Raw genomic sequence first — 21,059 nt, 5'->3', positions numbered from 1 at the left:
AAGCGCGTTGTTCTGAGGGAGGGCAAGTCGTCTCCGGGCCTATCATCCGCGTGCAACAGTGGAAATCAAACCGGCATCTTTCGGCCAGAAGCGGTCATACAGCATCGCTGATGCCATGCGCCAATGACGCGCCTATCACAAACCCTTCGAGCCCCACGCTATTCAAGAATGTCTCGCAGCGATCCATGCCAGATGTGAAAAGCGCCGATTGTCACCTAAGAAAACAAACAACGTAGCGTTCAAGCGATGGTGCGCATGGCATCGGAGAGATCTTTCTGACATTTGGTCAACGCTGCCTTGATAGTGTCGATGGACTGTTCCATGCGCCAAACCGGCCCGACCACATCAATGGCGTATTGGCCCTGTGGCGTTTGCAAGCCAACGGCTATCGCCCCGACCCCAATCGTGTGCTCGTCAAAATCCAGGGCGAATCCGCTGTTCCTGATCTCCTCAAGCTGCACCAGTAACTGCTTGAAAGTGGGCGTTTTGGGCGTCAGCCGCTTGAGCTCGGCGCCGAGCATTTTCAGAACGGCGTCGTCGTGCATCGCCGCGAGCAGGATCTTGCCGCCCGCGGTCGCGTAAATGCTCAGAAAATTCCCGGCGACCGGAGCTACCCGCAGTGCATGAGGCGACACAACCGAATGCAGAATCAGCACCTCGGATCCGCTCGCACCGATCAAAACCGCTGTCTCACCCGTCACCCGTGATAGCTCTTCCAGATAAGGCCTGGACTTTTGCGTGATATCGACATGGCTATGGGACGCCAAACGCATCAGCGCGGGGCCGAGGCAGACGCCGCCAGGCCCGCGTACTTCCAACAGCTCTTCATGAACCAAGGCATCCACCATCCGCTGAACGGTAGAACGCGGTAAACCGCTTTTCTTCGCGATAGCCCCAAGGCTCAAGCCCGTGGGTTCATCTTCCAGTGTTCGCAGGATCGCCGCCGCCCGGGCAATGACTCCGACACCGCTTCGATCAGATTCAGCACTCGTCATGGTCTTGTCCGTAGTATTGATAGTTGGTACAGTGTACCGCATAACAGGTCATGCATCTTTTTTAAGCAACGGGAACCTTCCTTTGTCAGCACCCATATCTCCCCCCGCTGCGGCACCGTTCGGCCTGCGGTTGGCCATCGGTTTGGTCGGCGTTTTGCTCGCCGCCCTTACCTCAGGCATCAACGACCGGGTCACCGAAACAGTGCTGGTGGATATTCTAGGTATTTTCGGCCTGAGTCACGACCAAGGTTCGTGGATCAGCACTGCGTATGCTGCGGCGGAAGTGAGCGCAATGCTGCTTTCGCCGTGGCTGGCGATGACCTTCTCGATTCGCCGCTACGCCATCGTCGCGACCTGCGCCTTTACCGCGTTCGGCATTCTTATCCCTTTCGCTCCCAACTTCGAAAGTCTGGTTACTTTGCGCGTCCTGCAAGGACTGGCGGGGGGCGCGCTACCTCCGTTGTTGATGACCGCTGCCCTGCGTTTCCTGCCTTGGCACGCCAAACTCTATGGACTGTCGGCCTATGCGCTCACAGCGACATTCGGGCCGAACCTGGCCACGCCTCTGGCCGCTTTGTGGACCGAAGGTGGCGACTGGCGAATGGTGTTCTGGCAGATCGTGCCCACTTGTTTGATTGGGGCCGGGTTTATTGCCTACGGCCTGCCGCAAGATCCGTTGCGCCTGGAGCGGTTCAAACAGGCTGATTGGCGCGGCGCGTTGCTCGGCGTCAGCGGTATTTCCATGCTGGTGGTTGCCCTGACCCAAGGCGAGCGCCTGGACTGGCTCAACTCTCCACTGATCGCCTTCATGCTGCTGGGCGCCGTCACTACGTTGCCGCCGTTTTTGCTCAACGAGTGGTTTCATCCCCTGCCCCTGTTCAAATTGCAGTTGCTGGAGAGGCGTAATTTCGCCTACGGCATCGTGACCCTCTGTCTGTTCCTGGTGCTGTCACTGGCCGGCGGCGCGATCCCGTCCGCTTACCTGACGCAGATTCAGGGTTACCGCTATCTGCAGACTATGCCGACGGCCTTGATGATCGCCCTCCCCCAATTGATGCTGGCGCCCTTGGTCGCCTTTGTGATCAATCGCAACTGGGTGGATTCGCGCTACGTGATCGGCGCTGGATTGGCACTGATGACGATCGCCTGCGTCGGCGGATCGATGCTGACCAGTGAGTGGGTTCGCGAAGACTTCTACGCGCTGCAGATCCTTCATGCGTTTGCCCAACCGATGATCGTAGTGCCGTTGCTGATGAACGCCACTGGTGTGATCGCGCCGATGGAGGGCCCGTTTGCCTCCTCGATGGTCAACACCATGCGCGGGCTGTTTTCAGTCGTCGGCGCTTCGGCGCTGGAAAACCTGATCACCCACCGCGAGCACCTGCACTCCAACACTTTGCTCGACAGCCTGGGCGCCAGCCATCAGGCCCTCAGCCCGTTGTTCCAGAATCAAACCCTCGCCTCCGTTTCGGAGCGCGTTCAGCGACAAGCCTTCGTGCTGAGCTATAGCGATGCCTACCTGGCGTTGCTCGGCGTCATCGTCGTCCTGCTTATTGTTCTGCTGACAGTGCCCAAACGCGCCTATCCACCGCAACCTCCGGTATCGCCATGAAACAACATAGAACCGCCATCAGCCTGGCTTGCACGGCTGTCATTGTCTGCGCCGTGTACACCGGCTATCGCATCCTCTCGACCAGCGCTATTCAAAGCACTGATGACGCATACATCAGGGCTGACTCAGTGCTGATTTCCGCACGCCTGCCGGGGCAGATCACCAAAGTGCTGGTGGAGGACAACCAATCGGTCAAGGCCGGACAAGCGCTGGCAGAACTTGATGATCGGGATTTTGTAGTCGCCCAGGCATCCGCCGCCGCCACCGTATCGGCCGCCAGGGCTCAGTTGCTGAACCTGCAAGCGAGCATCGAACGCCAGGCTGCAGTGATCGACCAAGCGGCCGCAACCACCCGGGCCACGGCAGCGTCGTTGAAATTCGCCCAGTCCAACGAACAGCGCTACCTGAACCTGTCGAATGCCGGCGCGGGCACCCAGCAGGAACACCAAAAGGCCGAAGCTGATTTGCAGGGCTGGCAAGCATCCCGTGACCGCGATGAAGCGTCCCGTGTTGCCGCGACCAAAACCCTGGATGTGCTGAAGGCCCAACTGGAGGTGGCAAAAGCCGAATTATCCAAGGACCAGGCGGCGTTGAACCAGGCTGACCTGAACGTTTCCTACACCAAAATCACAGCGCCGCAAGATGGCATGGTCGGTCAGCGTTCAGTGCGGGTTGGTGCCTATGTCTCACAAGGGCAGCCGCTGCTGGCCGTGGTGCCGCTGCATCAAGCCTTCGTCGTCGCCAACTTCCGAGAAACCCAACTGGCGCACATGGTGCCGCGCCAGGAAGTAGAGCTGCATGTCGACAGCATTCCGGATCACAGCTTCAAAGGACACATCGAAAGCGTTGCCCCGGCAACGGGCGTGTCCTTTTCCGAGATTGCCCCGGATAACGCCACCGGCAACTTCACCAAGGTCGTGCAGCGCATACCGGTGAAAATCATCTTCGAGCAGGATCAGGCCGATTTTGACCTGCTGCGCATTGGCATGTCGGTGGTTGCGACCGTCGATACCACCAAGGGGCACTGAGATGAAGCGCACTCTATTGTTCATGGCAATGGTCAGCCTGGGCGCCTGCTCGGTTGGCCCCGACTTTCATGCGCCGCGCCCTGATCTTCCCGCCACCTGGCAAGACTCTGTGCAACCCGGTGCCACTCTGTCAGGAAAGAACGACAGCCAATGGTGGCAGCAGTTGGGAGATGCACAGCTGACGGCACTGGTAGGGCGCGCAGTGGAAGCCAACCTTGACGTACGCACAGCCAGCAATAGCCTTGAGCAAAGCAGACTGATGCGTCAGGTCACCGGCAGTGAACAGTTGCCCGGCATCAGTGCCAATGGCGCTTACAAACGAGCGCGCAACAGTTCGGTCGGCATCCTCGACGAGTCCAATCTAGAGGGCAAGGCGCCCTTCGAGCTGTGGAGCAGCGCCGTTGACGCCAGTTGGGAAGTTGACCTCTGGGGCCATGTGCGCCGCAGTGTCGAGGCCGCTGATGCCGATGTCGAGCTAACCCGTGCGCAGCGGGACGGTGTGCTGCTGAGCATCACCGCCGAAACCGCAACGGACTACATTCGCCTGCGCGGCGTACAGGCGAAGCTGGCAGTCGCCCGGCAAAACCTGGAAATCGCCCGGCAGAGTTTTCAGCTGACCAAAACCCGTTTTGATAATGGCGTCACTACCAACCTGGACACGGCCAACTCGGCGGCGCAGGTCGCAACCATTGAAGCTGTGTTGCCGGTGCTAGGCGCACAGCAGGAGCGTTTGATCAACGCTTTGAGCTTCCTGCTGGGCGAGGCGCCTCGGTCGCTGCATGCCGAACTGATCGAACCCAAAACCATTCCCAACCCGGCGCCTGACGTCCCGGTCGGCCTGCCGTCGGAACTGGCCCAGCGCCGCCCGGACATTCAACAGAGCGAAGCCGCCCTGCATCGCGCAACCGCTGCCATTGGCGTGGCACAAGCCGATTTCTACCCGCGCATCAGCCTGGGTGCGAGTATCGGATCGCAAGCTCTGGACGGCTCCAATTTCGGTAACTGGAATTCTCGCGCCTGGTCCTATGGGCCGAGCTTTTACCTGCCTATTTTCCAGGGGGGCCGTTTGACCGGAACCCTGGAACTGCGCAAGCGCCAAGAACAGGAAGCCGCGATCAACTATCAGCGGACCGTGCTGGGGGCCTGGCATGAAGTCGACAATGCGATGACCGACTATGCAGCGGAAAAACAGCACTACACCGCGCTGGACGAAGCCGTGCGCCAGAACACCATCGCTTTGAGCACGGCACGGGATCGCTACAGCCAAGGCGCTGTGGATTTCATCAACGTACTGGGCGTGCAGCGCGCGCTGCTGGCGACCCAAAGTGATCTGGTCGACAGCGCCACGCAGGCGGCCCTTGATCGCGTGCAACTGTATCGAGCGCTGGGCGGTGGTTGGCCCAAGGGCTGAAACCGCTAGTCACACGCGATAGCCGACCAGATTTCGTTCTCAACCTCAACTCATCGAGTGCAGCATGACATACAAAACAACCTGGCCGATTCTGGCCTGTTCGCTTTTCTGCAGCAGTTTTGCATTTGCCGACTCGCCGGCTACCAAACCTGTCATCACCTTGGCCAGCGCCAAAGCCGCCATATTTTCCACCCCAGAGGCGGCTGCCAAAGAGCGAGCACCCTCGGTGATCACAGTGGTGGACGATGGCGGTCAGCTGATTTATCTGGAGCGTTCGGACGGCGCGGCCAGCGGGATGGTCGACGCCTCGATCAAGAAAGCCAGAACAGCCGCTATCTATGGCTACCCGACGAAAGCACTTGAGCAGCAAATCGTTCAAGGCCATCCAGGCTTTCAGAATTTACCGGATATTCTCCCTGTAGAAGGCGGCGTGCCCGTCTTCATCCACGGCCAGCTCGCGGGGGCCGTCGGTGTCGCAGGCGGGTTATCTGCGGATGATGGCGCGCTTGCAGAAAAGGCAGCAACTGCTTTAACGGCAGGCGCAGCCCAAAGATGATCGCTGCTTGGCCGGCGCAGCATATCCGCCGCCATAATCAGAGAGGATTTTCTAATGAAACAGAATCGGTACCGGATACAAATTGAACAGATCGAGGATACCCAGGGCCAAACGGTGTCACGTGCCCCGCTGTGCTTCGATGTAGGCAATCATGACGATGTTTTTCATATCGTTGAGCTCATGTGTGCCCGGAAAGATTTCGACCAGAGCACTTCCACAGCATTCGCTATTGGCTTGAAGCTGTTCAGTGAGGTTATGTTGGAAAACAAGGAACACCCGTTGTTTGTAGATTTCAGACCTCATTTTGGCCAGCTCATGAAAAAGCTCAAAGCAAAATCGATCAGGTCAAGTTCGTCGACGAAGACGTCGACTATGCGCACCGGATTGGTATCGCTGACGTAGTCCTCGAGGCTTTCGGGGAGCAACGTGCTTTGGCCTCGATGTTCACCTTGGATGAAACGCTGCATAGGCGATCCTTTCGATGAAATCCTCGAAAATCATAGCAAGGGTTTGCGGATGTGCTCTTGCAAACCCGGTGCTGTTTACAGCCCGTAGGGATAGACAGCAATCGGCTCATCCCCAATAAATCCCTTCATCGGGATACTCCGCGCGTTCCGATTCAACTTTGAGGATCTACTATGCTGAGCCAGGGCCAGCGAGCTTGATAACTTTTCGCCTTCTGATCGAACAGATCTGGCTTGGGATTCTTTGGATTGATACGAAGTAGCCCTTGCTCGGTGTCGGCCAAGCCATTGGGAGCATAGATTTCGCTAGTTTCAACATCCAAACCAATGCAGGTACCGGCAATCAGGTAGCGAGCAATCCCGTCTTTAGCCGACTGAAGCTGGGGATAATCCCCGCCAAACCGCTGGCTGTACCACAGGTGAACGCGAGCCTGATTTTTGATCTCAATGTTAACTTCGAGGTCCTGGAAGAGACGCTCAGCAGAGTCGATGACCTCATTCTCTGCCTCCCAAGAAAGATCCTTGTCGAAGTAGAAAACGTCGTAATCCTTTACCCCCCAGGCTGACGGCAGGTGAGATTGATGATTCCAGACGGCTTGGAACAGGCAGCCAGCAGTGAGCATGCATTGATTCAAGCCGAGCGAGGGTAAGCGTGAGATGATTTCAGCGTTTAATGGATTGGCCATTGCTATCCTGGCCAACCTCTCGACAGTTAACGTCATTTTCATCCTTTGGAATCGATCTAGTCCTAGCGACCGACAATACACCATAGACTTGTAAAGCTCCGCCAAGGACAGCGTTTTCACACACTCTGGGCCGAAAGCAGCAACTCGCGTCTGCCCTCTAGCCAATCATCACAGTCCCGGCGGGTGTAGGTTCCTCCATCATCACCTGTTCACGATTTAGGAATTTTTTAGAAAATTTTTGGCAAAGGCCTATTACCGGCATTCACTGTTATGCGGACTCAGTACCTGCGTGGACTTGCTTGAGGCAAGCCATCGTCAAACACCTTCCCATCGTTCGCCTGCTACGCTGAATGCGTTAGATGACCTCCGCTATGCCCAGTGCAGACCCTCCTCTGCTGAGGCCCGTCTGCAGCACGTTGCCGATGGAGGAGCGCTTCATTTCAAGCAGTGCGACGGGGCCATTTAAATCAAGCGAAACTGGTCCTCGGGACAGATTTAGACGTTAGCGCAGCCTACTGGCAACGCAGCTTCACCAATGGCACGCCGGTGTGAAGCTCGGCGAGGCATCCAAAACAATTCAAGGGAAGGCGGAACATGGGAAAGCCCAACGAGATTGAGATAGCTATTTCCGAGGCACTTCCTCTTTTGTTTCAGGGAGCTTCGGAAAATCAAAAAATAAAAATCGAAAAAAAATACACTCAAAGTTACGAGCTATTTGTTGAAGATTCAAGCATGCCAATTTCCACGAGCACAATAAACTACCAGCAATTACTGATCAGGTCTTCGATTGTTTTTTTTATTATCTTACTGTACCACTCAGGGAGCCTTAATATATTAGGGATTTCCGTGCAAATTAGTCAGCCTGTACTTGTTGGCTATGCTGCTTTTTTGCTACTGCTTGCAATGGTATTTCTTTCTAAAGTATTTATCGACGGACAACGAAGGGCTATTATCCAAACGAGGCGTTCAGCAGCCTTGCAGGCTCTAGGCGTGCAAATGCTCAACGATTCCATTAAACGCTTAGTACAGCACTATTATTGGGAAAAAATTGACATTGCCATTAGCAAAGCTTGCCATGAGGATGAAGCGTATGTCGCTGCTTTAACCTCCGTTGGCTTCCCACCTTCGATTTGGCGAAGAAAATTCGAATCGGGACTTATCTTAGATACCTATAAAAGCCTTCCGTCATTCAAAGGTGAGCAAGAGCGCGTACATGCGTTTTATTTAGACATTGAGCAAGAGCTATTAGAGCATAAGAAAATACTTCACCAGCACATTGAATCGATAATGTCGGAGGAGCACGTGCCTATACCAGCACCAGGATCTCCAGATGGTTCCAAGGCCAAGCTGCTGAGGCAATCCTTAGATGATGTATTTTCGAAGTGGCGAGATACGCAAGAAAATTTATCAAAATGTTTAAATGAGGTTTCTGGGTCATCCAGTGACGAATTCCCAGCCCATGAAGTGTCTGCGGGGATAGATACAATGTTAAGAAAGGCAACGATAATTCGTAAGTTACACTTTGTACTCGAGCTAATAATGCCTTTGTTCCTACTTAGTTCGGTATTTATCTATTGGCGGGTTGCGCACTAAAAACAAAAACCACATAGTACTCACCTATGGCCAGAGCGTTTTTAGCCTCGACACCTAAGAAATCACTGAAGACCTAAATCAGTGACCACCTTAAGAATCTAAAAGCTTAAGCAGTGCGACAACAGCAACGGCGGCCATCGACTACCGACAGTCAGTAATCGGCCAAAAGCACTCATTCAAGATCTATACGGCGCTCTGACCCCGCACGGTCATATCGGCTTCGAGCATCTGCAGAAAAACCTTCACCCTGGCAGGAACATACTGGCGGGTCGGGATGACGGCCCAGACAGACAACTGTTCCATGCCCCCGTCAGTTAACTGGATTTCCACCAGAGAGCCGTCTCGCAACTGGGGCAGAACGTCCCAGTACGCCAGCATCGCAATGCCCAACCCTTCAATCGCAGCATCGCGCACTGCGCCAACATTGCTGATCACCACTCGCCCCTCCACGCGCCGCCGGACAATTTCGCCGTTCACCACGAATGGCCATCTCGGTACAGCCTGGAGAACAATGCACTGGTGCTTCTCAAGCTCCTCCAGCGTGGAAGGCGTGCCGTGCTGTTGCAGATAGTGCGGGGCTGCACAGAGAACGCGGGGATTGGATGCGACACGCCTGGCAACCAGTTCGGAATCGGCCAGAGGCGCGACCCGCAGCGCAAGGTCAAATCCGCGCCCCACCAGATCGACCACCTTATCGGAGACGTCGAGCTCCACGCGCAGACCAGGGTATTGCTGCAACAGTTGCGGGAGCATGGGCAAGACAATGGATTGTCCAAAAACGCTGGGAGTCGTTACCCGCAACAGCCCGGTCACCCGGCTAGACGAAGGCTGCAACGCCTCCAGCGCACTCTCTTCGGCCTCGACCATGGTATGGGCATAGGGAAGGAATGCTTCCCCCTCGGCCGTGAGTGACACAGCTCTGGTGGTGCGTTGAAAAAGCCGCACGCCCAGCTCCTGCTCTAGCGCAGTGATACGCCGTGACACCTGCATGGGCATTACATCCAGCCTGCGCGATGCCTGCGACAAACTGCGCGCAGTCACGACCGCCAGGAAGATACGCAGGTCAGTTATTAGCATGATTATATCCTTTTCCGTTATTCCGGCTTCACACCAGGCTGGCTTGGTCAAGCCACGGCACCTCCGTAGTATCGCTAATTGCAGAGTATTACGCCCTACCACGCTTAGAAATGAGGTGCAGCCATGAACCATTCGACGCCATCGATTCTAACGGCTTACGATATCAACAACATTACCCTTCGCAATCGCCTGGCGGTCGCCCCCATGACCCGCGTCAGTGCCACGCAGACCGGCGTGGCGACCGACGCAATGGCGCGCTATTACGAACGCTTCGCCAAAGGCGGGTTCGGATTGGTCATTACCGAAGGGATCTACACCGATCAACGCTTTTCCCAGGGCTACCCCTTCCAGCCTGGCCTGACAGACACGGAACAGGCCCTTGCTTGGCGATCAGTTACAGACCAAGTTCACGCTCAGGACGCGGCTGTTTTTGCGCAACTCATGCATGCCGGCGCACTGAGCCAGGGGAACCGCTTCACTCGGCAAACCGCTGCGCCCTCGGCGACTCGCCCAAAAGGCGAGCAAATGCCCTTCTACTTTGGAGAAGGCCAGTACCCGGTACCCGTTGCGATGACGGACGAAGATATCGCTGATGCCATCGCCGGATTCGCCCAAGCTGCAAAGCGTTCAGTGCTGGAAGCGGACTTCGATGGTGTCGAGATACATGGAGCGAACGGCTACCTGCTCGACCAGTTCCTCACCGCCTATACCAATCACCGCAACGACCGCTGGGGTGGCAGCACGCAACAACGCGTCGGGTTGATTCTGGAAGTGATTAAAGCTGTCCGGGAGGCGATAGGCGGTGCCCCCGTCGGCGTTCGAATCTCTCAGGGCAAGGTCAACGATTTCGGGCACAAGTGGGCAAACGGTGAGCACGATGCCGAAGTTATTTTTGGTTCGCTCAAGGATGTTGGGGTTGACTACATCCATGTGACCGAGTTCGAGGCGTGGCAACCCGCGTTTGCCAGCAGTACAACGAGCCTTGCTGCGTTAGCACGTCGCCATGCACCTGGAGTCGTGTTGATCGCCAACGGCGCGCTGCATAACGAGGAACATGCCAAAGCCGTGCTGGCCGACGGAGCCGATATCCTGGCCATCGGCAAGGCAGCGCTGGCCAACCCTGACTACCCCAACCGCCTTGCCGGGGGCCATACTCTGTCAGCGTTTGACACGTCGATTCTCGGCCCTATCGCTAATATCAAGGAAAGCGAGCTGGCAATGTAGCAATTCGGCAGCCTCTCGTGCGTCGGTCGGCGCCATCGCGATTCCAATGCTGGCGCTGACAAAAACTTCCTGTTCATCGACCATCACCGGAAGTTCGATCGACTCAATGAGACGCCGGCATAACGACTCAACTTCCTCCGGGTCCTTTGCATCGGTGAGAATCAGCACGAACTCATCCCCGCCTACCCGCGCCACGAGATCTCCGTGGCGAACGCACTCCGACAGGCGGGCTGAGATGTCGTTAAGCACTCTGTCACCAGCAGCGTGTCCCAGCAGATCATTTACAGGTTTGAACCTGTCCAGGTCCAGACTGAGCATGACCAGCGGCTGCTCTTTGGTCGGCAGCGCCTTGAACTTCCCATCCAGAAACTCTTGCAGCCTGACACGGTTTGGAAGACCTGTAAGGGCATCGTGCTGAGATAAAAACTCAATGCGCCGACGCGCTTCTACTTCCTCAGTAATGTCAGTGGCGGTTCCGCGAAAACCACCATCGATTAGCTGACGAGCAGAAAGCCGAGTGACACGTTCCTCGCCTTGGATGTTGATGTATCGGCAGCAGACCGTTACGTCCGGTTTACGATTTGGAATCGACAGCCACTGCGAAACCGTCCCCATCTGATTGTTGAGCAACGAGTCTATGGATACGCCGATCCGCTGCCCCAGCCAGTCCTCGATCGCGACATTTTTCAGCTCGCCGTTGACTACGGCATATACAGTCCTACCACTCTCATCGACGACGAACAGCCCTTGGAACCCGAAATCTGTATAGAGCGTCGCACCAATATTTTGGCAGACAAAGCCCCATCGGCTGTCCCGCGATGCGGAGCTTTATCGGGCGCTTCGGGATTTTTCGCGAAAGTCTGGAACAGGAGGTGGGTGGGGCCGATTTGCCAACCGACCTCAAACAAGTGGCGGCCGACCGCTGCCCGTTAGTGGTTCGGTCTCACACTGTATGAAGCACTGACTGGCTAGAAAAGACTCAGAGGCAACTTGAAAGACGGTATTAGTTGTCGTTTGGCTGACTCCGCCGTCTCGACTTGCGGCAAGCTTCTGGCCGGTGGGTTGAGGAATGCAGTGGCATGATGGATTTGGCATCCACAGTTAAATCGAAGGGAGTTTACTTCCAGCATCCGAGCGCGGCCAAAGCGCGCTCTTGAGAGATTGGTCTCAACACCGGATCGGAATTTTCAACATGAATGTAGACCCACCAGCGATCAGTCTGACTGCGCAAGATCAGGTGCACCGTGAACGGTGTTCGAGGCTGCACCTTCGACCCTAGTACGGTGCTATCGCGAAGGATCTCCACCTCGCCTATGCCGTGCTCGTCCAGCACCCTGCGAAACAATGGGTTGTTACGCTGGTGAAACTGACGAATTTCATGTTTGGTTGCATGTTTTGTGGCCACTAATAAAAGCCATCCCCCTAATGCAAGCAGCAGAAGAATTAAACGGTATTCATGAAACCAACGATAAGCATCCATGCTTGATATCCGAGGAATAGCGCCTGGGGCACGGGGCGTGCACGATGAATCATCATAGCGATAAACGCGGCAAATGGAATGTCAGCTATGGCTCCGATAGTGGCCAGCCACGAGAAGCTTCTACCGGCCGACTTCTAAGAGATCGGTTTTTCGGGCTATAAAACATCCAGGTTGGCCCTGACGCCAAACACTGTTCACCACGTTGCGCGGCTTTAGGTCAGAGTTGCTCGCTGGAGGAGATTATTTCCGTTTCTTAAACCCTTCAGATATTGCATCTAGATCATCCCAAGGGTTCCGTCCCTACCCAGCGAGTCCACGCTCGGAACTTGCGACGTACATCGTCAAAAAAGGCGTACCGCTTGTGACCCATGAGGACTCGCGGGTGGCGAGCGTGTGCTCGAACAGATCCCTGTACGCCGCCACCAATTGCTCCAGACTGAACGAGCGATTGCGCCCGCTGGGATTGGGCAGCACATAGACTGCTGCCCCGCCGAACGTGCTGCCTTGTAGCCCCCAGTGGACCACTTTCTGCCCTGACAGTCCTGCGTAAGCGGCTTTGCCCAGGAACGCCACGCAAGTGGGCGCGAAGCGGGCAATCTTCTGCTCGAAACCGATGGCCGCGCGGGAGAATTCATCCGCACTCAGTTCATCGGCCCGGGCCGTTGGTCGTTCAACCACTGCGGTCAATCCACAGTGGTACTGCAGGATTGACCGATGGTTGTGGGGCTGCACCTCAACGGGCGTAAATCCGGCCAGGTGCAATGTGCGCCAGAAGCGATTCCCCCGTCCGGCAAAATGATGCCCGGTGGCCGAGGCCAGAAGGCCGGGGTTGATCCCGCAGAAAACCACTGACAGACGCTCTGCGAGAATGTCTTCAAGCCCCCTCACGACCACTTCACCCACAGATGACATGAACTGCATCGCGCATCAGGCCGGTCAACTCGTCGCGGGATTTGCCCGCCCTCGCGCGGATCGAAATGCTGTGCAACAGCGACGAGGCCAGCACTGCACGCGCTGCTGCGTCCGTCCCCGAGCTGAGCTCGCCTGCATTGATCGCCGTTTGCAGGCGCGTTTCGAGATCGGCATCCAGTTGGCTTAGCCGCAGGGACAGCACATCCCGAATCTGCTGGTTCTCAACCGCCTCGGTGGTGGCCGTGCCAATCGCAAAACAGCCCCTTGGCTGTCCGTCTCCCGAGAAATAGATCGCCAGTTGCCCTTCGTAAAAACCTGTGAGCGCCTGCTCAAGCGTCAGGCCGGGATCGGTCAGTGCCGCGCGCATGGCGGCGTGGGCTGTTTCCCAGTACTGATCCAGCGCTTTGATATAGAGCGCGTGCTTATCCCCGAATGCGGCATAGAGGCTGGGGCGGTTCATGCCTGCCGCAGTCGCGATGCTATCAAGGGAGGCGCCGGAATAACCGGTGTTCCAGAAGACCACGAGGGCCTGTTGCAGCGCTGCCTGGGGGTCGTACGCCCGAGGGCGACCGCGGCCTTTGCTTTCTGTCGATTTATTTTGTGCCATGTCGTACAAATTCCTTGCATGGAGTTTCTGTCGGTCATATTCTTACACCATCGCACAAAAATAAGGAACCACAAATTCCTTGATGCAGCCTTGTTGCGGCGCAGCTCGATTCGCAGCTGGCAGCCACCGGGCAGCGAGACGGAGCGATCCTCCACCACCGCGTGCAGCGCTGTTTTTTACTGCAATAAATGACGTCCGGTTCGTAAGCGATTGTGCGTACACCGGCCCAGTTTCCCGGTTAAAGGTGGATGCGATCATGACCCAGCAATTCGATCTTTCAGCAACAGCCGCCGGCACCTCCCCAGCCGGTGAAGCAGTTAAACCCTCGCGGGCACACCTTTCGAAGCAGAAGCTGCGTGCAGTGCTGATGTTCGGCGTCCCTGCCCTATTTGCGGTAATCGGTTACGGCGCATACGTTGCCAACGCGCCGTTCGCCTCCACCGACAACGCTTATGCCCGTATCGCCAAGGCGTCTATCAATGCGCGGATTTCCGGGCAAGTGATCGAGATCGCAGTCGATGACAACCAGCAGGTTCGCAAGGGCCAGCTGCTGTTCCGCCTCGATCCCAGACCTTTGCAGATCGCCGTCGACCGGGCACAGGCGCAACTGGGTACTGCACGCCTGAGCATTGTCGGACTCAAAGCCAGCTACCGCCAGCAACAGGCCGAACTGCAATCGGCCAAGGCTTCGGCTGATTACGATCAGAAGGAGTTCGCCCGCAAAAAGGCGCTACTGGCCACCGAGTTTGTTTCCCGCGCCGGTTATGAACGCGCTGAAACCGACCTGAAAGTCTCGCGCCAACACTTTGCTGCGATCGAACAACAGATCTCCAGCACCGTTGCAGCCCTCGACGGTAGCCCGGACATCGTCATCGACAGCCATCCCACGGTCCGCCAGGCCAGGGCGCAGCTTGACGAAGCGCAGCTCTACCTCTCCTACGCCACTGTCACCGCGCCGGCCGACGGCATCGTCGCCAAGGTCGATGATCTGCAGGTGGGCGACTACCTCAATAACGGCGCCGCCGCGTTCGCACTGATCTCCAGCCGGGAGATCTGGATCGAGGCCAACTTCCGCGAAACGCAAGTCACCCATATGCGCCCGGGCCAGCCCGCCACCATCACACTGGATACCTATCCCGACCGCCGGTTCAATGCTCATGTGATCAGCATGAGCCCGGGTGCGGGCGCTGACTTTGCCCTGTTGCCCCCGGAGAACGCGACCGGCAACTGGGTGAAGGTGGTGCAGCGGGTTCCGGTTCGCCTTGAGCTGGACGAAGCCGACCCTGCCCTGCCCCTGTTCTCCGGGACCAGCGCAACGGTCACGGTCGATACCGGCCACCGCACGCCATGGTGGCATCCGCTCAAAGCGCTGTTCAGTGCCAGGAGGTCGTGATGAACACCACTGCCCACGACACCGCCCACGACGCTGCATCGAACGCCCGATCCCTTCGATTCGTTGCGCTGCTTGCAACCTACATGCAGTCGGTAAACCTGCCACTGCCCAACGCAGCGCTGCGCCTGATTCAGGGCAGCACGTCGATGACCGACGACCAGGCGGGCTGGATCTTCACCGCCTATCTGGCCGCCAGCGCTATCACACTGCCGATTGCGCAGTGGCTGGCCGGACGCTTTGGCTTGAAGTGCGTTTATCAGATCGCCCTTGCGTTGTTCGGCTTGGGTTTATGGCTTGCGACTCTGGCGGACACGCCGCTTGAGTTCATCGGTGCGCGCGTTCTCCAGGGCCTGGCGAGCGGCGTGCTGGCGCCGCTTTCCATGGCGATCGCGCTGCAGACGCTGCCCGCTGAACACCGCCCGGCGTTCGGCCCGAAATGGACGGCGCTGGTACTGCTGGGAATTGTCAGCGGACCTGTCATCGGTGGTGTGATCTGCGAGCACCTGGACTGGCGCCCGATGTTTTATCTCAGCCTGCCGCTGACGGCGTACATCTTCATGGTGGTGACACTACTGCTCGCCGAACAGAAAGCCGACCCGGGCACCCCTTTCGACTTTTTCGGCTTTGGCAGCTTCACCCTCGCCATGATAGCCCTGCAGATGCTCCTTGACCGTGGCGAGCGCCTGGAGTGGTTCGATTCAACAGAAATATGGATCGAAGCCGTGGCCTGCGCGCTCGGGTTTTATCTGTTTGTTGTCCACGTATTGACGACCAAAGTGCATTTCTTCAGCAAGGCGCTGTTCGGCAACCGCAACTTCATGCTGTCCACGATGATGTTCTTCGCGGTCGGCTTTGTACTGCTGTCCACCATGGCGCTGACCTCGCCGATGCTCGATGAAATACTCGGCTACCCGCCCGACACCACCGGCCTGCTGACGGTCCCTCGCGGGCTGGGTCTGGTCGGAGCATTTTTGCTGATGGGCCGTGCGCCGATCTTCATCGATACGCGGTTCTACATCGCGACAGGAACGGCGCTGGTGGTCTACGCCAACTGGCTGATGCTCGGTTACTCGCCGTTGATGGACGCCACCCCCGTCTCCCTGGCCGGATTTATCCAGGGCGTCGGGCTGGGCATCCTGATGCCTGCCCTGAGCAGGATTGCCTTCAGCACCCTGGACCCGAAGCTGCGTCCGGAAGCCACCGGGCTGTTCAATCTGATGCGCGTCTACGGCAGCACGCTGGGCGTGGCGGTCGTTCAGATTTATTTCTTCACCAACACCCAGTCGATGCATTCAGCGTTGGTCAGCCACCTGACGCCCTATCGCATGACGTTGCCGACCTCGCTGCCGGCGCTTGAAGGGCTCAACCATTTGGTCACGCATCAAGCGGCGTTCATTGCCGTCGTAGGCCAATTCAAGATTTTGATGTGGGTAATGCTCGTGGCCAGTCCGCTGCTGTTGTTCCTTCGCAAGCCTTTGGCGATCACTGATAGCCGGGAGTCCGGAAAATGAAAATGCCTGTGCGCTTTACCCGTTCTGCATGCCCGAGCACGTTCAGTATGCTGGCGGTACTGGTGTTGCTGTCCGCCTGTACGGTAGGCCCTGATTTTACGCCGCCCGCCGCAAGCGCCTCGCAACACTACGACCGCCAGGCCGAGCAGCCATCCGCTGGACATCGCTTCGATATGGGCCAACGGATCAACGGCGATTGGTGGCTGGCTCTGCGCTCGCCAAAACTCGATCAGGTGATGCGGCGTGCCATCACTGGCAATCTCGATCTGGTGGCCGCAGATGCAACCCTGCGCCAGGCCGCTGCTTCGGTGGCCGCAGCGGAAGGTGGGCTGTTCCCGCAGGTGGACTTAGGCGCCAGCGCTGGCCGCCAACGCACCCACACCGGGCCTGAGCCGACCGTCTCCAACGTGTACGCCGTGGGGCCACGGGTCGCATTCGATCTGGACGCCTTTGGTGGTATCGAGCGCGCGGTTGAAGGTCAGCAGGCGCTGACTGATCTGCAGCGCCACCGCTACGAAGCGGCGTACCTGACGCTGACCGGCGATGTCACCCGCCAGGCACTGCTGCTGGCGTCGGCCAACGCGCAAATCAAGGCCGTTGAGGTGTTGCTGGCCAACGACGGAAAAAACCTGGACCTGGTGCAAAGCGCCCAGCGCAGCGGCACCACGACGCAGGTGGATGTTTCACTTGCCCAGACCCGTCTCGCCCAGGATCGCACGCTGTTGCCGGCCCTCGCCCAGCAACGTGACGCCGCGCGCCATGCGCTGTCGATCCTGGCGGGTAAAGGCCCGGCAGACTGGATCGCGCCGGATTTCTCCCTCGATGAATTCGTTTTGCCATCGAGCATTCCGGTGCGCCTGCCCTCCGCGATGGCCCAGGCCCGGCCGGACATCCTGCAGGCCGAATCCGAGCTGCACATCGCCAGCGCGGCGGTGGGGGTAGCGACGGCTAATCTTTATCCACGCGTTGAGTTGTCAGCGTCGCTGGCGCAAGCCGCGTCAGGCAATGGCGGCGCCGCACTCTGGGGTTTCGCGGCTGGATTGAGCGCGCCGATCTTCAACGGTGGCACGCTCAAGGCAGAACGTCAGGCCGCCGTTGACGGCTATAACGGCGCCCTGGCCCGCTACCAGCAAACCGTCATCGAGTCGTTCGGTCAGGTCGCCGACGCCCTGCAGGCCATCAATCATGGTGCCGAACAAAGCCAGGCCCAGGATGACGCACTGAATGCCGCCGATACCAGTTTGCGGCTTAACCAGCGCGCTTACGCCCAGGGCGAAAACAGCCTTGTGCAAGTGCTTGAAGCCGAACGTGCCTACGAGCAGGCGCTGCTGGGACACATCCGTGTGAAGACCGCGCGATACCTCGACACCGTGCAGCTGTTCATGGCGCTGGGCGGCAATGCCGTGGGTGTCTTCGAGCAAAACCTCGCTGAACGCGACCACGCTGACCAGCAGCCGCTTTAACCCCGACCCTGGAGAATTGTCATGAGTTATGAAGCGTTTCACAATGAACTTCGCGACACCCGTTTGCCATTGAACAACGGCGCCGGTTCGATGCCTGCCGTTGGCTTCGGCACGCTGTTTCGCGATCCAGGCACCACCACCGAAGCCGTCAAATATGCACTGGAAACCGGCTTTCGCCACTTCGACTGCGCCGAGCGATATCGCAACGAGGACAAGGTGGGCGATGCCTTCCAGCAGGTGTTTGCCGCCGGCAATATCCGCCGTCAAGAGGTGTTCATCACTACGAAACTGTGGAACACCAATCACCGCCCCGAGCGGGTAAGACCGGCGTTCGAAGCGAGCTGCCAACGGTTGCATGTCGATTACATCGACTGTTACCTGATCCACACCCCGTTCGCTTTTCAGGCGGGGGACGATCAGGACCCAAGGGACGTTTTCGGGCATGTCATCTACGATCGCGAGACCACGCTGCTCGACACCTGGCGCGCCCTCGAAAACCTGGTGGAAGAAGGACGCTGCAGGTCCATCGGCCTCTCGGACATCACACTGGAGGCACTCAAGCTGATCGTCGAAGTGGCACGGATCAAACCGTCCGTGGTGCAGATTGAATCGCACCCGTACCTGCCGGAATGGGAGATGCTGGAATTCTGCAAACAGCACGGGATCATCGTGCTGGCCTTCGCGCCGCTGGGGCATGGGATGGAGCCAAATCTTCTGGAAGACCCGGTGATCACCGGCATCGCGCACTCGGTGCAGAAAACCGCAGCGCAAGTGGCGCTGGCGTGGGCGGTGCAGCGCGGCACTGCGTTCCTGACAACGTCGGCAACACCCGGTCGCATTCGGGAGAACTTCGATATCGAGACGCTTGCGCACCGCGCCATGCGGGAAATCAAGGATGAGATCAGCACTCGAATCCGCTTCAATTCAGTGGTCGAAACCGGCGTTCCCGGCTTCATCCCGCGCAAAAAGTAACGCCGTAAACCGGGGCGCGCGCTCAAGGACCGGGGCCGCTCCTATACTCCTCCCACCTCCACTGCCGAGAGCAGATCATGGATCTTTTCCAGAGCATGCGCGTCTTCGTCGCCGTCGCCCAAAGCGGGAGCTTTACCGCTGCCGCGCAGCTGCTAAGTACCACGACCACCAACGTATCAAAGGCGGTCACGGCGCTCGAAGCGCGTCTGCATACCCGGCTGATCAACCGCACCACTCGCCGCCTCGCCCTCACCGAAGCCGGGGTGCGCTACTTGCAGCGCTGCGAGAGGATCATCGACGACGTTCGCGCTGCCGGAGAGGAAGCCGCAACGGCACAGACCCTGCCCGTCGGCCGATTGAAAATCCACGCCATGGCCGCCGTCGGCAATCACTACGTCATCGATGCCATTGCCCGCTACCGAGAGATATACCCGACGGTCACGTTCGACCTGACCCTGACCAACCGGACGCCGGATCTGTTGGAAGAAGGGTATGACATGTCCATTGTGCTGGCCCGCGATCTGCCTGATTCCGGCTTTATCGCCCAGCGCCTGGGGGTCACCTACAGCATCCTCTGCGCCTCTGCCCGCTACGTTGAAAAGCGCGGGTTGCCGCAAACGCCGGATGCGCTTGGGGAGCACGAGTGCTTGCGTATCGTTAACACGGTCATGCCGGTGGAGAACTGGACGTTGGTGAGTGCGCAGGAACTGAGCACGGTGACCATTCCTTTATCGCCTTTTCACATCAACACCGCAGACGGCATGACGATCGCGATCAACAAGGGCATGGGAATCGGTATTCAACCGATTGCGTCGGCCTCGATTGGCCTGAAGGCGGGAACATTGGTGCGGGTGCTGCCTGAGTACAGGCTTGAAGAGTTGAACCTGTATGCGATCTACCCCTCGCGCAAGTTCGTGGACGCAAAAATCAAGACGTGGGTGGAATTTCTCAAAGCGTGCATTCCGCAGTTGCTGGCAGCAGATCAGGACGTCGTCAGCGCAGCACGCTCATGAGCCCGGCAGACATGGAGTGTCGACCCTCCATCGCCTGAAACTGACTCAATTGGTACAGCCGGTTCCCATCGTTTGGTACTCCATGACATGACGTTCCCCGTGGGAGTCTACGTAGGTCATTTGAACCGGCACCGCTGCGCACTCATTGGCAGGGGTTGTGGTGGAGATCACATGGGCGATATCCAGGTGGGTCGAGTAGCCGTAGGCTTCGACTGGAACTCGGGTCGTCTCCTTGGCGTCCGCGGCCGCATTGGCGCCAGCGCTGGCAAACAGTAAAACAAGCGCCATATTTTTCATGTTCATGATGTTCACCGTCTCGTAGGGTTAGCCGCATCAGCCTTATTGCCTGCGGTCTGAGGACGATGTTAAGGGCCGGTGATTGCCGGAAAAATCGGTCGCCGGGACAAACACTGTTGCCTACATGGGCATGAGTTGCCCAAGCGCTTCCGGCATCCGTGCCGGTAGGCGGCACGTCAATTGTCCTGGCGGCAGTCCTGAGCGAATGCGCGGTAATTCATCACCTGAGTCTTGCCTGCCGAATCCAGATACGTCATGCGGGCATTTACTACGCCGCAGCCAGCGGGCGAAGCCTGATTCACCGATACCACTTTGGCGATGTCCAGGTGATCGCCGTACATGTAGTTGCGCACTTGCGTACCGTCCTGGGCGTTTGCCGACATGGCACCGAGACCGAGGGCGGCAAACAGCAACGCGATTCCAGTATTTTTCCAGCTCATGATGATCTCCAGACAGTAAATGAGTGATCGAGCGAGACGACTCGTGCCGTCTCGATGGGCTCATTTAATGCCGCTGAAGTATCTCCTGTGTGTCGTGCGAAGCCGCGAAAGCAACGGCCTGTGTCAGCCCGGCGCCTGGATACAGCGCGATACAGTTGCGCCAGCAGCCGAGGGGCAGATCGACAGCCCTCGCGCGCAAACCCTCCCGCCGAGTTGACACTTTTGCAGATACCTCTGATCGATTTAATTCGTTACTTCAGATATCTCACAATTGTGTAGCGTGGCCTTATCTGAAATCAGCAGGCGTAAAGATGGACAACTCCCC

At 57.8% G+C, this 21,059-nt stretch carries 20 protein-coding genes and 2 pseudogenes; 12 read left to right on the top strand and 10 right to left on the bottom strand.

Going from position 1 to position 21,059, the window contains the following annotated elements; genetic code table 11:
- Positions 1-239: 239 nt before the first annotated feature.
- Entirely contained in the window at positions 240-905 is a 666-nt protein-coding gene (locus tag ACI2KS_RS11720; RefSeq protein WP_404620244.1) for an IclR family transcriptional regulator, read from the bottom strand.
- 4 nt (positions 906-909) lie between these two features.
- On the opposite strand from ACI2KS_RS11720, the gene ACI2KS_RS11715 reads away from it, so the two are divergent.
- The 5 genes from ACI2KS_RS11715 to ACI2KS_RS11695 all read left to right on the top strand — a co-directional run bounded on the left by ACI2KS_RS11715 (position 910) and on the right by ACI2KS_RS11695 (position 6,004).
- On the top strand, positions 910-2,607 hold the full coding sequence (locus tag ACI2KS_RS11715) for an MFS transporter (RefSeq protein ID WP_404620242.1): 1,698 nt from the start codon (positions 910-912) through the stop codon (positions 2,605-2,607).
- Positions 2,604-3,635, top strand: a complete 1,032-nt coding sequence (locus ACI2KS_RS11710) for an HlyD family secretion protein (RefSeq protein ID WP_404620240.1) — start codon at positions 2,604-2,606, stop codon at positions 3,633-3,635. The genes ACI2KS_RS11715 and ACI2KS_RS11710 overlap by 4 nt, the downstream gene beginning before the upstream one ends.
- A 1-nt stretch (position 3,636) precedes the next feature.
- Positions 3,637-5,046, top strand: a complete 1,410-nt coding sequence (locus ACI2KS_RS11705; RefSeq protein WP_404620238.1) for an efflux transporter outer membrane subunit — start codon at positions 3,637-3,639, stop codon at positions 5,044-5,046.
- Between the two features lie 64 nt (positions 5,047-5,110).
- Entirely contained in the window at positions 5,111-5,602 is a 492-nt protein-coding gene (locus ACI2KS_RS11700; RefSeq protein WP_404620236.1) for a heme-binding protein, read from the top strand.
- Between the two features lie 54 nt (positions 5,603-5,656).
- Positions 5,657-6,004: a DUF3861 domain-containing protein gene (locus ACI2KS_RS11695; RefSeq protein ID WP_404620234.1), complete on the top strand. Its 348-nt coding sequence runs from the start codon at positions 5,657-5,659 to the stop codon at positions 6,002-6,004.
- Here ACI2KS_RS11695 and ACI2KS_RS11690 read toward each other — a convergent pair.
- Positions 5,944-6,069 (bottom strand): annotated as a pseudogene (locus ACI2KS_RS11690) (hypothetical protein); the annotation flags it as partial. The gene ACI2KS_RS11695 and the pseudogene ACI2KS_RS11690 sit on opposite strands and share 61 nt — an antisense overlap.
- 152 nt (positions 6,070-6,221) lie before the next feature.
- Complete coding sequence (locus tag ACI2KS_RS11685) at positions 6,222-6,752, bottom strand: nucleotidyltransferase family protein (protein WP_404620232.1); 531 nt, start codon at positions 6,750-6,752, stop codon at positions 6,222-6,224.
- Positions 6,753-7,346: 594 nt separating this feature from the next.
- Here ACI2KS_RS11685 and ACI2KS_RS11680 point away from each other — a divergent pair.
- Complete coding sequence (locus ACI2KS_RS11680; protein ID WP_404620230.1) at positions 7,347-8,345, top strand: hypothetical protein; 999 nt, start codon at positions 7,347-7,349, stop codon at positions 8,343-8,345.
- A gap of 183 nt (positions 8,346-8,528) precedes the next feature.
- Here the strand turns inward: ACI2KS_RS11680 and ACI2KS_RS11675 are convergent, their stop codons facing one another.
- Positions 8,529-9,422 (bottom strand): LysR family transcriptional regulator, encoded by an 894-nt coding sequence (locus ACI2KS_RS11675; protein ID WP_404620228.1) that lies wholly within the window; start codon positions 9,420-9,422, stop codon positions 8,529-8,531.
- Between the two features lie 123 nt (positions 9,423-9,545).
- Between ACI2KS_RS11675 and ACI2KS_RS11670 the strand changes: the two genes are divergently transcribed.
- Complete coding sequence (locus tag ACI2KS_RS11670; RefSeq protein WP_404620226.1) at positions 9,546-10,646, top strand: NADH:flavin oxidoreductase; 1,101 nt, start codon at positions 9,546-9,548, stop codon at positions 10,644-10,646.
- Here the strand turns inward: ACI2KS_RS11670 and ACI2KS_RS11665 are convergent.
- The 4 genes and pseudogenes from ACI2KS_RS11665 to ACI2KS_RS11650 all read right to left on the bottom strand — a co-directional run.
- Positions 10,644-11,297: pseudogene (locus tag ACI2KS_RS11665) on the bottom strand (diguanylate cyclase domain-containing protein); the annotation flags it as partial. The gene ACI2KS_RS11670 and the pseudogene ACI2KS_RS11665 overlap by 3 nt on opposite strands.
- Before the next feature lie 466 nt (positions 11,298-11,763).
- Complete coding sequence (locus tag ACI2KS_RS11660) at positions 11,764-12,126, bottom strand: hypothetical protein (protein ID WP_404620224.1); 363 nt, start codon at positions 12,124-12,126, stop codon at positions 11,764-11,766.
- Between the two features lie 300 nt (positions 12,127-12,426).
- Positions 12,427-13,038 carry a G/U mismatch-specific DNA glycosylase gene (gene mug, locus ACI2KS_RS11655; RefSeq protein WP_404620222.1) on the bottom strand — a complete coding sequence of 204 codons (612 nt, stop codon included), beginning with the start codon at positions 13,036-13,038 and terminating at the stop codon, positions 12,427-12,429.
- Positions 13,022-13,645 carry a TetR/AcrR family transcriptional regulator gene (locus ACI2KS_RS11650; RefSeq protein ID WP_404620220.1) on the bottom strand — a complete coding sequence of 208 codons (624 nt, stop codon included), beginning with the start codon at positions 13,643-13,645 and terminating at the stop codon, positions 13,022-13,024. The genes mug and ACI2KS_RS11650 overlap by 17 nt, the downstream gene beginning before the upstream one ends.
- A 256-nt stretch (positions 13,646-13,901) precedes the next feature.
- Between ACI2KS_RS11650 and ACI2KS_RS11645 the strand changes: the two genes are divergently transcribed.
- The 5 genes from ACI2KS_RS11645 (at position 13,902) to ACI2KS_RS11625 (ending at position 19,997) form a co-directional block, all read left to right on the top strand.
- Positions 13,902-15,038, top strand: a complete 1,137-nt coding sequence (locus ACI2KS_RS11645; protein ID WP_404620218.1) for an HlyD family secretion protein — start codon at positions 13,902-13,904, stop codon at positions 15,036-15,038.
- Positions 15,038-16,549 (top strand): MFS transporter, encoded by a 1,512-nt coding sequence (locus ACI2KS_RS11640; RefSeq protein WP_404620216.1) that lies wholly within the window; start codon positions 15,038-15,040, stop codon positions 16,547-16,549. Before ACI2KS_RS11645 ends, ACI2KS_RS11640 begins: the two co-directional genes overlap by 1 nt.
- Entirely contained in the window at positions 16,546-18,012 is a 1,467-nt protein-coding gene (locus tag ACI2KS_RS11635) for an efflux transporter outer membrane subunit (RefSeq protein WP_404620214.1), read from the top strand. Before ACI2KS_RS11640 ends, ACI2KS_RS11635 begins: the two co-directional genes overlap by 4 nt.
- Positions 18,013-18,033: 21 nt before the next feature.
- Complete coding sequence (locus ACI2KS_RS11630; protein WP_404620212.1) at positions 18,034-18,984, top strand: aldo/keto reductase; 951 nt, start codon at positions 18,034-18,036, stop codon at positions 18,982-18,984.
- Between the two features lie 77 nt (positions 18,985-19,061).
- The gene (locus tag ACI2KS_RS11625) at positions 19,062-19,997 is read left to right on the top strand and encodes a LysR family transcriptional regulator (protein ID WP_404620210.1); all 936 of its coding nucleotides are present in this window, start codon (positions 19,062-19,064) and stop codon (positions 19,995-19,997) included.
- 45 nt (positions 19,998-20,042) lie between these two features.
- Here ACI2KS_RS11625 and ACI2KS_RS11620 read toward each other — a convergent pair whose 3' ends face one another.
- A complete protein-coding gene (locus ACI2KS_RS11620; protein ID WP_404620208.1) occupies positions 20,043-20,300 on the bottom strand; it encodes a DUF2790 domain-containing protein in 258 nt (85 codons plus the stop codon).
- Positions 20,301-20,470: 170 nt separating this feature from the next.
- Positions 20,471-20,734, bottom strand: a complete 264-nt coding sequence (locus tag ACI2KS_RS11615; protein WP_404620206.1) for a DUF2790 domain-containing protein — start codon at positions 20,732-20,734, stop codon at positions 20,471-20,473.
- Positions 20,735-21,059 lie beyond the last annotated feature (325 nt).

It is taken from the genome of Pseudomonas sp. NPDC087358 (assembly GCF_044900785.1).
Classification (GTDB): domain Bacteria; phylum Pseudomonadota; class Gammaproteobacteria; order Pseudomonadales; family Pseudomonadaceae; genus Aquipseudomonas.
Note: the sequence above shows the minus strand (reverse complement) of the source record. Positions and strands in the feature narration are given on the sequence as shown.

Excerpts from the sequence above, each read along its gene's own strand:
- ACI2KS_RS11710 (WP_404620240.1), top strand. The coding sequence starts at position 2,604 with ATGAAACAACATAGAACCGCCATCAGCCTGGCTTGCACGGCTGTCATT.
- ACI2KS_RS11705 (WP_404620238.1), top strand. The coding sequence starts at position 3,637 with ATGAAGCGCACTCTATTGTTCATGGCAATGGTCAGCCTGGGCGCCTGC.
- ACI2KS_RS11700 (WP_404620236.1), top strand. The coding sequence starts at position 5,111 with ATGACATACAAAACAACCTGGCCGATTCTGGCCTGTTCGCTTTTCTGC.
- ACI2KS_RS11695 (WP_404620234.1), top strand. The coding sequence starts at position 5,657 with ATGAAACAGAATCGGTACCGGATACAAATTGAACAGATCGAGGATACC.
- ACI2KS_RS11685 (WP_404620232.1), bottom strand. The coding sequence starts at position 6,752 with ATGGCCAATCCATTAAACGCTGAAATCATCTCACGCTTACCCTCGCTC.
- ACI2KS_RS11680 (WP_404620230.1), top strand. The coding sequence starts at position 7,347 with ATGGGAAAGCCCAACGAGATTGAGATAGCTATTTCCGAGGCACTTCCT.
- ACI2KS_RS11675 (WP_404620228.1), bottom strand. The coding sequence starts at position 9,422 with ATGCTAATAACTGACCTGCGTATCTTCCTGGCGGTCGTGACTGCGCGC.
- ACI2KS_RS11670 (WP_404620226.1), top strand. The coding sequence starts at position 9,546 with ATGAACCATTCGACGCCATCGATTCTAACGGCTTACGATATCAACAAC.
- ACI2KS_RS11660 (WP_404620224.1), bottom strand. The coding sequence starts at position 12,126 with ATGGATGCTTATCGTTGGTTTCATGAATACCGTTTAATTCTTCTGCTG.
- mug (WP_404620222.1), bottom strand. The coding sequence starts at position 13,038 with ATGTCATCTGTGGGTGAAGTGGTCGTGAGGGGGCTTGAAGACATTCTC.
- ACI2KS_RS11650 (WP_404620220.1), bottom strand. The coding sequence starts at position 13,645 with ATGGCACAAAATAAATCGACAGAAAGCAAAGGCCGCGGTCGCCCTCGG.
- ACI2KS_RS11645 (WP_404620218.1), top strand. The coding sequence starts at position 13,902 with ATGACCCAGCAATTCGATCTTTCAGCAACAGCCGCCGGCACCTCCCCA.
- ACI2KS_RS11640 (WP_404620216.1), top strand. The coding sequence starts at position 15,038 with ATGAACACCACTGCCCACGACACCGCCCACGACGCTGCATCGAACGCC.
- ACI2KS_RS11635 (WP_404620214.1), top strand. The coding sequence starts at position 16,546 with ATGAAAATGCCTGTGCGCTTTACCCGTTCTGCATGCCCGAGCACGTTC.
- ACI2KS_RS11630 (WP_404620212.1), top strand. The coding sequence starts at position 18,034 with ATGAGTTATGAAGCGTTTCACAATGAACTTCGCGACACCCGTTTGCCA.
- ACI2KS_RS11625 (WP_404620210.1), top strand. The coding sequence starts at position 19,062 with ATGGATCTTTTCCAGAGCATGCGCGTCTTCGTCGCCGTCGCCCAAAGC.
- ACI2KS_RS11620 (WP_404620208.1), bottom strand. The coding sequence starts at position 20,300 with ATGAACATGAAAAATATGGCGCTTGTTTTACTGTTTGCCAGCGCTGGC.
- ACI2KS_RS11615 (WP_404620206.1), bottom strand. The coding sequence starts at position 20,734 with ATGAGCTGGAAAAATACTGGAATCGCGTTGCTGTTTGCCGCCCTCGGT.